The sequence below is a fragment of the Hafnia sp. HMSC23F03 genome (genome assembly GCF_001816025.1).
Classification (GTDB): domain Bacteria; phylum Pseudomonadota; class Gammaproteobacteria; order Enterobacterales; family Enterobacteriaceae; genus Hafnia; species Hafnia paralvei.
In genome coordinates this window covers 20,988-33,539 of record NZ_KV824202.1, presented here as the reverse complement: position 1 = coordinate 33,539, position 12,552 = coordinate 20,988, and the positions used below count along the sequence as shown (strand labels likewise).

General features: G+C 50.7%; 10 protein-coding genes. 4 read left to right on the top strand and 6 right to left on the bottom strand.

Features of this window, described 5'->3' with window-relative positions; translation table 11 throughout:
• Window positions 1-37 precede the first annotated feature (37 nt).
• Window positions 38-298 carry a YfhL family 4Fe-4S dicluster ferredoxin gene (locus tag HMPREF3091_RS04370; protein WP_004094302.1) on the bottom strand — a complete coding sequence of 87 codons (261 nt, stop codon included), beginning with the start codon at window positions 296-298 and terminating at the stop codon, window positions 38-40.
• A gap of 265 nt (window positions 299-563) precedes the next feature.
• Here HMPREF3091_RS04370 and yfhb point away from each other — a divergent pair, with 265 nt between their 5' ends.
• Window positions 564-1,214 (top strand): phosphatidylglycerophosphatase C, encoded by a 651-nt coding sequence (yfhb, locus tag HMPREF3091_RS04365; RefSeq protein ID WP_139146193.1) that lies wholly within the window; start codon window positions 564-566, stop codon window positions 1,212-1,214.
• A gap of 38 nt (window positions 1,215-1,252) precedes the next feature.
• Here yfhb and HMPREF3091_RS04360 read toward each other — a convergent pair whose 3' ends face one another.
• Window positions 1,253-1,936, bottom strand: coding sequence for an isochorismatase family protein (locus HMPREF3091_RS04360; protein WP_070714469.1), 684 nt, complete (start codon window positions 1,934-1,936; stop codon window positions 1,253-1,255).
• Between the two features lie 71 nt (window positions 1,937-2,007).
• On the bottom strand, window positions 2,008-2,877 hold the full coding sequence (locus HMPREF3091_RS04355; RefSeq protein ID WP_070714468.1) for a pirin family protein: 870 nt from the start codon (window positions 2,875-2,877) through the stop codon (window positions 2,008-2,010).
• Between the two features lie 116 nt (window positions 2,878-2,993).
• On the opposite strand from HMPREF3091_RS04355, the gene HMPREF3091_RS04350 reads away from it, so the two are divergent.
• Window positions 2,994-3,893: a LysR substrate-binding domain-containing protein gene (locus HMPREF3091_RS04350; protein ID WP_070714466.1), complete on the top strand. Its 900-nt coding sequence runs from the start codon at window positions 2,994-2,996 to the stop codon at window positions 3,891-3,893.
• Window positions 3,894-3,960: 67 nt separating this feature from the next.
• On the opposite strand, the gene yiaY is transcribed toward HMPREF3091_RS04350, so the two are convergent.
• Both yiaY and pspE read right to left on the bottom strand, forming a co-directional pair.
• A complete protein-coding gene (gene yiaY / locus HMPREF3091_RS04345; RefSeq protein WP_035503685.1) occupies window positions 3,961-5,112 on the bottom strand; it encodes an L-threonine dehydrogenase in 1,152 nt (383 codons plus the stop codon).
• A gap of 293 nt (window positions 5,113-5,405) precedes the next feature.
• Window positions 5,406-5,726, bottom strand: a complete 321-nt coding sequence (gene pspE, locus HMPREF3091_RS04340) for a thiosulfate sulfurtransferase PspE (RefSeq protein ID WP_246839956.1) — start codon at window positions 5,724-5,726, stop codon at window positions 5,406-5,408.
• A 220-nt stretch (window positions 5,727-5,946) separates the two neighbouring features.
• On the opposite strand from pspE, the gene tadA reads away from it, so the two are divergent.
• Window positions 5,947-6,459: a tRNA adenosine(34) deaminase TadA gene (tadA, locus tag HMPREF3091_RS04335; RefSeq protein ID WP_035503746.1), complete on the top strand. Its 513-nt coding sequence runs from the start codon at window positions 5,947-5,949 to the stop codon at window positions 6,457-6,459.
• Here tadA and mltF read toward each other — a convergent pair.
• Entirely contained in the window at window positions 6,456-7,952 is a 1,497-nt protein-coding gene (gene mltF, locus HMPREF3091_RS04330; RefSeq protein ID WP_004094278.1) for a membrane-bound lytic murein transglycosylase MltF, read from the bottom strand. The two genes, tadA and mltF, sit on opposite strands and share 4 nt — an antisense overlap.
• Window positions 7,953-8,268: 316 nt before the next feature.
• On the opposite strand from mltF, the gene purL reads away from it, so the two are divergent.
• The gene (purL, locus tag HMPREF3091_RS04325; RefSeq protein WP_070714462.1) at window positions 8,269-12,159 is read left to right on the top strand and encodes a phosphoribosylformylglycinamidine synthase; all 3,891 of its coding nucleotides are present in this window, start codon (window positions 8,269-8,271) and stop codon (window positions 12,157-12,159) included.
• Window positions 12,160-12,552: the final 393 nt, after the last annotated feature.

Below are 12,552 nucleotides of genomic sequence, written 5' to 3'. Positions count from 1 at the left end.
CGTTCAATAAGACCTCAGGGCGAGAGCCCTGCGGTCATTAAATTTTGTCTGAGTGATGCAGTACCACGAACTTATCCCACAGCTGTTCGTTGCTTTCTAAATGAGCCGGATCGCGAATAATTGTATTATCGATGGGGCAAACCTTCATGCAGGTTGGCTCATCGTAGTGACCCACGCACTCGGTGCAGCGTTCGGCATCAATCTCGTAAATATCCATTCCCATGGAAATCGCTTGGTTCGGGCACTCCGGCTCGCACATGTCACAGTTGATACATTTTTTTGTGATCAGTAGGGCCATAACTCTCTCATAACGTTGCTGGGTGGTCGCGAACCAAGTCGGCTAAACCACTCGTGTGGGGCGGATAAATACTCGCGGGGGCGCGATTATACCCCCTCCAGCGACAGACACCAATTTTTTACTCAGGTTATTCCTTTGCGGTGAGCTTTGGTTTAGCTCGGTGCAGTTTATGGGATGCCATAGTTGTATCTTGAAGAGATGCTGGTTACCGTTATGGCAGGATTTTTGTCTAGAGGATGGGATTTCGCTTTCCCGAGGAGCCGTTTTGACCGATAACCCGTCAGCGAGAAATACACACCGCGTGGTCTTTTTTGACCTTGATGGCACTCTGCATCAGCAAGATATGTTCGGGAGTTTTTTAAGATTCCTGCTTTGGCATATGCCGCAAAATTTGCTGTTAGTGATCCCATTATTACCCGTGATTGCTTTTGGCTTGATCGTGCAGGGCAGAGCCACGCGCTGGCCGATAAGCCTGTTGCTTTGGGCGATCACTTTTGGTCATCGAGAATCACGCCTGAATGCGCTAGAACGTCAGTTCGTTCAAGTGTTTAAGCGCGATGTCGTTCCTTTCCCCGTAGTACTGGGGCGGTTGAAAGAGTATCTCGGCAGCCAAACCGCAGAGGTGTGGTTAATTACCGGATCACCGCAGCGTTTGGTTGAACAGGTTTATGCTGATGAACCTTTTATTCATCAGGTGAGAACGATCGGCAGCCGCATGGTGCGTAGAAACGGCGGCTGGGTGATGCCGCTGCGCTGTTTAGGGCAGGAAAAAGTGGTTCAGCTAGAAATGCAGTTGGGCAAACCTCTTAAGTTATTCAGTGGATACAGTGACAGCCAGCAGGATAATCCACTGCTGGCGTTTTGTGAGCACCGTTTCCGCGTGAGCCCAATGGGAGAACTCCAGCAACTGGAGTGAATGAAAAAGCCTCTACGGCTGCGTAGAGGCTAAGCGAATTAGCTGCGCTGCGAGTCTAACACTTCATTATCACGCACCGCCTGCTGTGCGCGCGTATGGCTTTCGATCAGCAACTGATAGTGAGGCATTGCCTGCGCATACACTTCAGCCCACTGTTCCGCGTCAGGGCGATTCCAAGTACCTTGTAGCTCTGAAATGGTGCCCATGGTGTCGATAGGGACAACGCCTGCCTGCGTTAAGCGTGCAATCGTTAAATCGCTGGCCATTTGTGAAACGGTGCCTGAAGCATCAACAACGGCAAAGACTTTATATCCCTCATAAATAGCGCTGATGCACGGGAAGGCCAAGCAGACGCTGGTAATTGTGCCAGCGATAACCAAGGTTTTCTTGCCGGTTGCTTTCACTGCATCAACAAATTCCTGTGAATCCCACGCGTTAATTTGCCCTTTACGCGCCACGTAGGTAGCGTGCGGTGCGGCTGCGTGAATTTCTGGGATTAACGGGCCATTAGGTCCTTGCGGTACAGAGGCTGTGGTAATGACCGGAATTTGCAGTAAATTTGCCGCCTTTGCCAGCGCGATGGCGTTGGCTCGCAGCTGGGGTAAATCGATATCTTTAACAACCTGAAACAGGCCGCTTTGATGGTCGATCAGTAAGAGTGCGGTATCGTTAGGATCGATAGTCGGCTTAGCGCCGTTAAAGTTAGCAATATGGTTATTCATAGGATGACCTTTTAGTTTTATGACAGGGGATCTATCTAATTGAAAAGTAGGGACGTCCTTGTCCATGACGACTACTGGCTCGTCATTCGTCCAAAATGACCGGTTTGAAAATCACTAAATGCCTGAACAATTTGCTGTTGGCTGTTCATGACGAACGGGCCATAACCCACAATGGGCTCATCGAGTGGCTCGCCGCTGAGCAGTAATACTACGGAGTCGCTGTGTGCGGTCAGAGTGACGCTCTCACCTTCAACGGAAAACAACGCCAGTTCCGCATCATGCAGTAGCTTTTGTCCATTCACTTCCACCGCACCTTTCAGTACCACCAGAATGGCATTGCGCCCAGCGGGTAGCGTGAAGTTCGTTGTCTTGCCTGCATTAAGCTTCATGTCCCACACATCGAGCGGTGAGAAGGTATGCGCTGGGCCTTGGTGCCCGCTGAACTCACCGGCGATAACGCGTAGCTGTCCTGCATTATTTTCAAGATCGAACTGTGGGATCTGTGCTTTCAGCAGCGTTTGATAACCCGGTTCTGTCATCTTGTCTTTCGCGGGCAGATTGACCCACAGCTGTACCATCTCTAACGTGCCACCCGTGGCTGCAAATGACGGCGCATGAAACTCTTCGTGTAAAATTCCCGCGCCTGCGGTCATCCACTGCACGTCTCCTGCGCCAATAAAGCCGCCATTCCCGGTGGAGTCTCGATGCTCTAACTCCCCCTGATAAACAATGGTGACGGTCTCAAAGCCACGATGAGGGTGCTCGCCCACGCCACGGCGTTTGTCCGTTGCTGAGAAGCGTTGTGGACCGGCATAGTCCAGCAATAGAAACGGGCTGATGTATTCGCCTTGCTGGTTATAAGAAAACAGGCTGCGAACTGGAAAACCGTCGCCCACCCAATGTGAGCCGGGAGCGCTGTAAACGCCGATAATCTTTTTCATGATGTTGCTCCGCTTAGCTAAATTCGATGTGATAAGTCTAATTCAGCGCAAGTTGGTGCAGTAGTAGGCGTAAATGTGTTTCACTGTTCTAAATTTGGAACGATTGGAGTTGTACGATGTATGACTTAAATGAAATGTTTTTATTTGTTCACGTCGTCGAAAATCAGGGCTTTGCCGCAGCTGGGCGTGCGCTAGGTATGCCGAAATCTAAAATCAGTCGCCGGATTGCCCAGTTGGAAGAGCGTTTAGGTATCCGGCTAATCAACCGTTCTACGCGCCGTTTTTCGGTAACGGATTTGGGCCAAGAGTATTACCACCACTGTCGTGCGATGGTGGTGGAGGCCGAGGCAGCAGAAGAGTTGGTTGCACGCCGCCACTCTGAGCCCTGTGGCACGATTAAGATCAGTTGTCCGACTTCGTTGTTGGATTATTGGGTGGGAGCCATGCTGTCGCGCTTTATGCTGCGTTATCCACGCGTGAACCTGCAAATAGAGAGCACCAATCGAAAGGTTGATGTGATCCACGAGGGGATTGATATTGCCATTCGTGTGCGGATGTCTCCGCTGGAAGACAGCGATCTGGTGGTTAAACGACTGGGGAATAGCCGACAAATGCTGGTGGCAAGTCCGGCGCTGATTGATGGGAGAAACATGACGCCTGCAGCGCTCAGTGAGCTTCCTGCATTACATTGGGGATGGGTGCAAAGTGATTATAGCTGGCGACTACAAGGGTCTAATAGCGCGACGGCGCAAATTAGCTTCCAGCCTCGGATTGTCACCGATAATCTAAGTTTGCTTTGTCAGGCCGCCGTTGCCGGGTTGGGCGTGGTTCATTTGCCGTATGTCGTGGCGCGTAGTGCGTTGGCAAGTGGTCAATTGGTAGACGTGCTGCCACAGTGGCATCCATCGTCGGGGTTAATTCATGCCGCTTATCCAAGCCGTAGAGGGCTCCTACCGGCGGTGAAAACGTTGCTCGATTTTCTGGGTGAAGAGTTTCAGCACAGTGATTTGATGTAGAACCAACTCAAGAGCATAAAAAAGGTAGGCACTATGCCTACCTTTGTCTTTTTAACTCAGAAGGTTATTACATTGCTGCTTTAAAGATAGCGACAATTTCTTCATGAGTTGCCTGAATTGGGTTAGTGAACCCGCAGGCATCTTTCAGCGCGTTAGTTGCCAGCGTAGGCAGATCTTCGATTTTAACGTTCAATTCGGTTAAACCGGCTGGGATGTTGACATCTTTGGCCAGTTTACGAATTTCAGCGATGCAGGCATCGGCACCCTGTTGGTCATTCATATTGCTAACGTCAACGCCCATTGCGGCAGCGATGTCTTTTAGGCGAGAAGCACAAACTTTCGCATTAAAGATCTGTACGTGTGGCAGCAGAACCGCGTTACACACACCGTGCGGCAGATCGTAGAAACCGCCAAGCTGATGCGCCATTGCATGCACATAGCCCAGTGACGCGTTGTTAAATGCCATACCAGCCAAGAACTGAGCATAGGCCATGGTTTCGCGCGCTTCCATGTTGCTGCCGTTTTCAACTGCGTGGCGCAGAGATTGGCTGATCATGGTAACGGCTTTCAGTGCACAGGCGTCGGTGATTGGGTTTGCCGCAATAGAAACATAGGCTTCTACGGCGTGAGTCAGTGCGTCCATACCGGTTGCCGCTGTCAGGCCTTTTGGCATTCCCGCCATCAGCTCAGGATCGTTAACGGACAAAATTGGAGTGACGTGCTTATCAACGATCGCCATTTTGATGTGACGGTCGATATCGGTAATGATGCAGAAACGGGTCATTTCTGACGCGGTACCGGCAGTGGTATTGATAGAAATCAGCGGCAGCTGTGGCTTAGCTGATTTATCAACGCCTTCATAGTCACGAATGTCACCACCGTTGGCAGCGACCAGCGCAATACCTTTTGCGCAGTCGTGTGGAGAGCCACCGCCAAGGGAAATAACACAGTCGCTTTTATGCTGACGCAGAATTTCCAGACCTTCAGCGACGTTAGTGCTGGTTGGGTTTGGATGAGTGCCATCGTACACGGCGCTTTGGATACCTAGGTCGGCAAGCAGAGATTGTACTTTAGCAACGACGCCGATTTTGTTCAGGACGGCATCGGTGACGATCAGCGCGTGTTTGTAGCCGTAGCCTTTCATAGTGGTGGCGGCTTCTGCGAGGCAACCAGCACCAATCATGTTCACAGATGGGATAAAGAAGGTAGAAGTTGTCATCGTGTCATTCCTTAATGTGAGAAAATTAACATCACGATACTACTCAAGAGGTAGAGTAAATCTGATCTTCCTCAAGATCTGGTAGGAATAAAATGATAGCAAAATTAATACATTGATTATTTATATATTCGTGTCTTGTGTGATGCTTGACATGTATAAATATTCTTCTGTGGTGAAACGTGTTAGTGGCGCTAACCTATCTTTACGCGGGTGTAAAATTAGGGGGAATAAGGAGGGAATGAGTCAGCCCCCCGAAGCCGATGGTTTTTGCATCGAGGGGAATAATCGTGTGATTATTTTATCATGGCCTGTGTTTTTTCAACGTCTTTCAGGCCGCCTTCGTTAATGGCATTTTTGTAGCCCATATTTTGCAGCAGCTTTTCCGCTTTACCGGACTGATTACCCGTGTTGCAGTAAAGGTGCAGCGTATCGTTCTTGTCCTGCGCCACTTCGCTGATGCGTTGATCCAGTTGTTTTAACGGAATATTCACGGCACCTTTTACGTGAGTTTCCTGATACTGGTCTGGAGTGCGCACATCGATCCAATGTTCTGCAGCCCACAAAGAAGTGGAAGCCATAAGCATGACACCGGCGAGTAACGCTTTTTTTACCATTCGAGTTTGACCAAACATCGTGATACATCTCCTTTTCAACGTTGAATAAAATAGACGGCTTAAGCCTTGTACATCGTACGTGATTCTTTGGCATAAAACTTTGCGTCCAGATCGCATAGTAAAAAGAGTACAGAGGCGTTGAACGATGATGATTAAGCCAAAGATGCAACTTCAGGCAAGAAAGGTATAATGCGCGCCCTGAATGAACGGAGGTGAGCACGTGAGCGAACTAAATGATGCTTACTGGATGAAGCAAGCATTAGCACTAGCGCAAAAAGCATGGGAGCAGGGCGAAGTTCCTGTTGGTGCGATTTTGGTGCTGGATGATGAAGTGATAGGGCAAGGATGGAATCGCCCGATTACCCGCCACGATCCTACCGCACACGCTGAGATTATGGCGCTACAACAGGGGGGGCAAATTGTGCAGAATTACCGACTGCTCAACGCAACTCTGTATGTGACATTAGAGCCCTGTGTGATGTGTGCAGGCGCAATGGTTCACAGCCGCATCAAGCGTTTAGTGTATGGCGCGAGTGATTTAAAAACCGGGGCGGCGGGATCTCTGCTAGATGTTTTACGTCATCCGGGGATGAACCATCAGATCGAGATTACCGCTGGCGTGATGGCGAACGAATGTTCAGAGATGTTAAGCCAGTTCTTTCAGCAGCGTCGCGAGCAGAAAAAAGCCGAGCGTGAGGCTCGGCGCCAGAATAAACCTGATCGAGCAGATTAAAACGGTAGCAGCCCGCGAGGGCTGCGCTTAGGCTTCCCTTCAAGTGCATCTTCCGGTGATACGGCGGGATAGCCTTTACCGAGTAATGCCTGACGGGTTTGTTCGGCTGCGACCTGTTTCTCTTTTTCTAACAGATATCCTTCCAGACTGACCAGATAACGGCGAATGTTTTCGACATACTGATAGGCTTCGTGCCCACGTGCGTAGCCGTAGGTCAGATTCTGGTTATATTTTTTCTGGCTTAACATCGGCAATCGCTGCTTCACATCAACCCAGCTATTAGGATTTCCGCCCTGTTTCTGTGTCAATTGACGCACGTCTAGCATGTGACCATAGCCCATATTGTAGGCGGCCAGCGCAAACCAAATTTTCTCATCTTCAGGGATGGTGTCCGGCAGTTTATCCATCAAACGTTCAAGGTATAACGCGCCGCCCGCAATACTTTGTTCGGGATCGAGACGATCTTTGACACCAAGTCCATCAGCCGTGGCGCGAGTGAGCATCATCAATCCGCGCACCCCGGTGGGGGAGGTTGCCTGAGGATTCCAGTGAGATTCTTGATAGGCAATTGCCGCCAAAAGTTTCCAGTCGATTTTATCAGCGTATTTTTTAAAGATATCGCTCAAATCCGGCAGTACGTTATCAATTGCAGCTAAAAACGTTTTGATATCGACGTAGTCAAAGCCGCCCACATGGCCCAAATACTTCTCTTCGAGCCTAGCAAGAGAGCCGTCGTCCACCATGTTGCTGAAAAAATCCAAAACGGCGGCGTATAAGCTGTCGTCGTCAGTGCGGTTCAGATACCACATGACCGGCTCTTCATCGCTGATATCAAAAGCCACGGCGAGTTGAGGATGGATGCGTTGAAACAGTGCCACGGTGACGGAGTCCGCAATGGTGTAATCCAGTTTTCCCTGAACGACACGCTGCATAAGCTCGTTAGAAGAGAGATCGCTGGAAGATTCCCAAGTGAGATTAGGATATTTATTCTGTTTATATTGGCTCAGCGTGGTGACGTGGGCCGAGCCAGATTGCACCGCAAGCGTACCGCTTAAATCATTCAGCGATTTTGGGCGAGGCTTACCTTGCCGATAAACCAACTGCTGTGATACCGAGTAATAAGCAGGGCCAGTGCGGAAACGGCTCAGGCGCTCGGTATTATAAAGCAAACCAGCTGCAACCAGATCGCTTTTACCGCTATCCAAATCGTCAAATAATTCGGGCAATGTGCCACGCACACGAACTTTTAGCTTTACGCCAAGATAATCAGCAAAGCGTTTTGCCAGCTCATAGTCCAAGCCGCTCACGTTTTTCCCATCAGCCTGATAGGTTAAGGGAGAATTAATCGTGCTGACCCGCAGTTCCCCACGGTCAAGGATCTGTTGTAGCTGGCTCTCATTTCCGCTACGCCACGGAATGTTGGGCCATAGCGCAAGCGCCAGCAGGGCAGAAACGATACCAATAAGATAATAATTATATTTTATACGTTTCAAATAGTTATCTCATGAATGTGTATCGAGTTGTGAGGCTGTGTTTGCAGGATAGTATATGGCTAAATCAACAGGTAGGCGGGCATTTTGCGCAACAAAGCGTCAGTGCGCAACTCAAAAAGCACATAAATTTTATCTTACTATGAAACACCCAATGTGAAATAAAGGCTACGCAAACGGTTTCGTCTGGCGTGTAGATTCTCTATAATGTCTTCCGCTTTCCCCCTGTTTCGCCCACTGAGGCGGTTGTAGACAAGGTTTTTTGACCTCTCACAGCCATCTCGAAGACGAGAGAACCTAGATGACGGACTTATTTCCAATGGAAATCATGCGTGGCTCACCCGCTTTGTCGGCTTTTCGTGTTACCCAACTGCTGTCTGCTTGTCAGGACGCTAATCTTCCAGTCAACGATATCTATGCTGAATATGTGCACTTTGCCGACGTTAGCGCGCCTCTCTCAGCAGAAGAAAAGGCGACACTCCAGCGTTTGTTAAAATACGGCCCTTCTTTGGCCGAGCACGAGCCCAAAGGCCGTTTGCTGTTGGTGACACCACGCCCTGGAACCATTTCCCCGTGGTCGTCTAAAGCAACCGACATTGCGCATAACTGTAATCTTCCACAGGTGATCCGTTTAGAACGTGGTTTAGCCTATTACGTGGATGCGCCAGAACTTACCGACGCGCAGTGGCAAAAATTGCAGGGTCTGTTGCACGACCGCATGATGGAGCGTGTATTCCATGAATTGCAGGACGCCCAGAAACTCTTTAGCCACCAATCTCCCGCGCCAGTACAGAGCGTCGATATGTTGGGAAAAGGCCGTAGCGCGCTGGTTGAAGCTAATACACGCCTAGGGCTGGCGCTGGCCGATGATGAAATCGATTATCTCTTGGAATCGTTCACTCGCTTGGGGCGTAATCCAAATGACATTGAGCTTTATATGTTTGCTCAGGCGAACTCTGAGCACTGCCGCCACAAGATTTTCAATGCCGATTGGATTATCGATGGGCAGGAACAGCCAAAATCGCTGTTCAAAATGATTAAGAATACCTATGAGCAGACGCCAGATTACGTGCTGTCGGCTTATAAAGATAACGCCGCGGTGATGGAAGGTTCTTCTGTGGGGCGCTTCTTTGCCGATCCGGAATCAGGTGTGTATGACTACCATCAGGAAGACGCTCATATCCTGATGAAGGTGGAAACCCACAACCACCCAACGGCGATCTCTCCCTGGCCTGGTGCGGCAACCGGTTCTGGTGGCGAAATTCGTGATGAGGGTGCAACGGGCCGTGGTTCCAAGCCAAAAGCAGGTTTGGTCGGTTTCTCCGTTTCCAACTTACGTATTCCTGGCTTTGAACAGCCGTGGGAGCAGGATTTCGGCAAACCAGAACGCATCGTGAATGCTTTAAGTATTATGACCGAAGGCCCATTGGGTGGGGCGGCGTTTAACAACGAATTTGGCCGTCCAGCGCTGCTAGGTTATTTCCGCACCTATGAAGAGCAGGTTAAAAGTCATAACGGCGTTGAACTGCGTGGTTACCACAAACCCATTATGTTGGCGGGCGGTATCGGAAATATTCGTGCGGAACACGTACAGAAAGGCGAGATCACCGTGGGAGCCAAGCTCATTGTGCTTGGTGGGCCGGCGATGAATATTGGTTTAGGTGGCGGTGCGGCTTCTTCGATGGCATCAGGCCAGTCTGACGCGGATCTCGATTTTGCATCGGTACAGCGTGACAACCCAGAGATGGAACGCCGTTGTCAGGAAGTGATCGATAGTTGCTGGCAGTTGGGTGACGAAAACCCGATTCAGTTTATTCACGACGTTGGCGCCGGCGGGTTATCTAATGCGATGCCTGAGTTGGTGAGCGATGGTGGTCGTGGTGGGCGTTTTGAACTACGCGATATTCTCAACGATGAGCCGGGAATGAGCCCGCTGGAGGTTTGGTGTAACGAATCACAGGAACGCTATGTGATGTCCGTTGCACCAGAGAAACTGGCTCAGTTTGATGCGATTTGCCGTCGTGAGCGTGCGCCTTATGCCGTCATCGGAGAGGCTACCGAAGAACTGCATTTAACGCTGAATGACCGCCATTTCGACAATCAGCCTATCGATATGCCTTTAGACGTATTGTTGGGTAAAACGCCGAAGATGACACGTGATGTCACCACGCTAAAAGCGCTGGGCGATTCGTTAAACCGTGGCAGTATCAGCATTGCTGATGCGGTAAAACGTGTGATGCATTTACCCGCCGTAGCGGAAAAAACGTTCCTGATTACCATCGGTGACCGTAGCGTAACCGGTATGGTTGCTCGCGATCAGATGGTCGGCCCGTGGCAGATCCCAGTAGCCGACTGTGCGGTGACGACCGCAAGCCTCGACAGCTACTATGGTGAGGCGATGTCTTTAGGCGAACGTGCTCCGGTTGCTTTGCTTGATTTCGCTGCCTCGGCACGTTTGGCCGTAGGCGAAGCATTAACTAACCTTGCCTGTACTCAGGTCGGTGAGCTTAAACGCGTTAAGCTTTCGGCTAACTGGATGTCTGCAGCCGGTCATCCAGGCGAGGACGCGGGGTTATATGAAGCCGTCAAAGCCGTGGGCGAAGAGCTGTGTCCAGCGCTGGGGCTGACTATCCCCGTAGGCAAAGATTCCATGTCGATGAAAACGCGCTGGCAGGAAGGTAACCAGCCACGCGAGATGACATCACCGCTGTCGCTGGTGATTACCGCATTTGCCCGCGTCGAAGACGTGCGCCATACGGTGACACCACAGTTGCATGTTGATCAGGGCGAAAATACGCTGCTGCTCATCGACTTGGGCGAGGGGAACAATGCGTTAGGTGCGACGGCGCTAGCACAGGTCTATCGTCAGTTGGGTGATAAGCCCGCTGATGTGCGTAACACGCAGAAGCTGGCTGGTTTCTTCAATGCCATGCAGACGCTGGTGGCTGAAGGTAAACTTTTGGCTTATCACGACCGCTCTGACGGTGGCCTGCTGGTCACGTTGGCAGAAATGGCGTTTGCTGGGCACTGTGCGCTGGATATTGATATCAGCATGCTGGGGCAGGATCACCTTGCTGCGTTGTTCAACGAAGAGTTAGGTGCCGTTATTCAGGTTCGTAACACGGATCTCGCAGCAGTAAAAGCCGTGCTGACCGAGCAGGGAATTGCTGATATCGCGCATGAAATTGGTCATGCCTCAAGCGGCGATCGCTTTGCGATTCAGTCGCATGGCAAAGAGGTGTACCACGAACAGCGTTCAACGCTGCGTCTGTGGTGGGCCGAGACGACGTGGCAGATGCAACGCCTGCGTGATAATCCGGAATGCGCCGATCAGGAACATCAGGCCAAACAGGTGGAATCCGATCCTGGCTTGAACGTCAAACTGACCTTCAATCCTCAGGAAGATATTGCTGCACCTTATATTGCAACAGGGAGCCGCCCGAAATTGGCGGTGTTACGCGAGCAGGGTGTGAACTCTCATGTGGAGATGGCAGCAGCCTTCCATCGTGCTGGTTTTGATGCCGTAGACGTACACATGAGCGATATTCTGGCAGGACGTATCACGCTAGATGAATTCCATTCGCTGGTGGCGTGTGGCGGCTTCTCATACGGTGATGTTTTAGGTGCTGGTGAGGGGTGGGCGAAATCCATTCTGTTCAATGAACGTGCACGCGATCAGTTTGAATCGTTCTTCCATCGTCCACAAACCTTGGCTTTGGGCGTGTGTAACGGCTGTCAGATGATGTCCAATTTGCGTGAGTTGATTCCAGGTGCTGAGCATTGGCCTCGTTTTGTACGCAATACGTCAGAACGTTTCGAAGCGCGTTTCAGCTTGGTAGAAGTCGCTGCGAGTCCATCACTGTTGTTCCAGGGAATGGAAGGTTCTCGTATGCCGATTGCGGTTTCTCACGGTGAAGGCCATGTAGAAGTTCGTGATGATGCACATCTGGCTGCGCTAGAGCATCATAATCTGGTGGCGCTACGCTTTGTTGATAACTTCGGTAAAGTCACCGAGTCTTATCCAGCGAACCCGAATGGCTCAGTGAACGGCATTACCGCCGTTACTAGCGCCAACGGTCGTGCGACGGTGATGATGCCGCACCCAGAACGCGTGTTCCGTACGGTTAGCAACTCTTGGCACCCAGCCGAGTGGGGCGAAGATAGCCCGTGGATGCGTATGTTCCGTAATGCACGTAAGCAGTTGGGGTGATAGCGGTCTCTAGATCTCTAGAACAGTGAAATATCTGTATGCCCTCGACCAGCCACCGGCATTGTTGCCGGTGGCTCTATAATGCATTCTTTCAACACGAAAATGCGTCAGAACCTTTTTATGTAAAAATGGTGAAAGTTTTCGTCCGCCCGTCAGCATTTATGTGTCCATGACACCGCTGGCGTAGGCGTCCGACGAGAGGTTACCAGCGCGTACCCTCTCGACTCTCGCGCTTTTTTACCGCGTCGCTTGGCCGACCGGTCTCGGAGCGCACATCCTGTACGCCCTCGACCTACCGCCATCATCCCTGATGGCGGTTCTAGAATGCATTTCATTTAACACGAAAAGATCTTTTCATCTTTTAAAAGTTTAAGTCTTGGTAGGGAGAGCCGC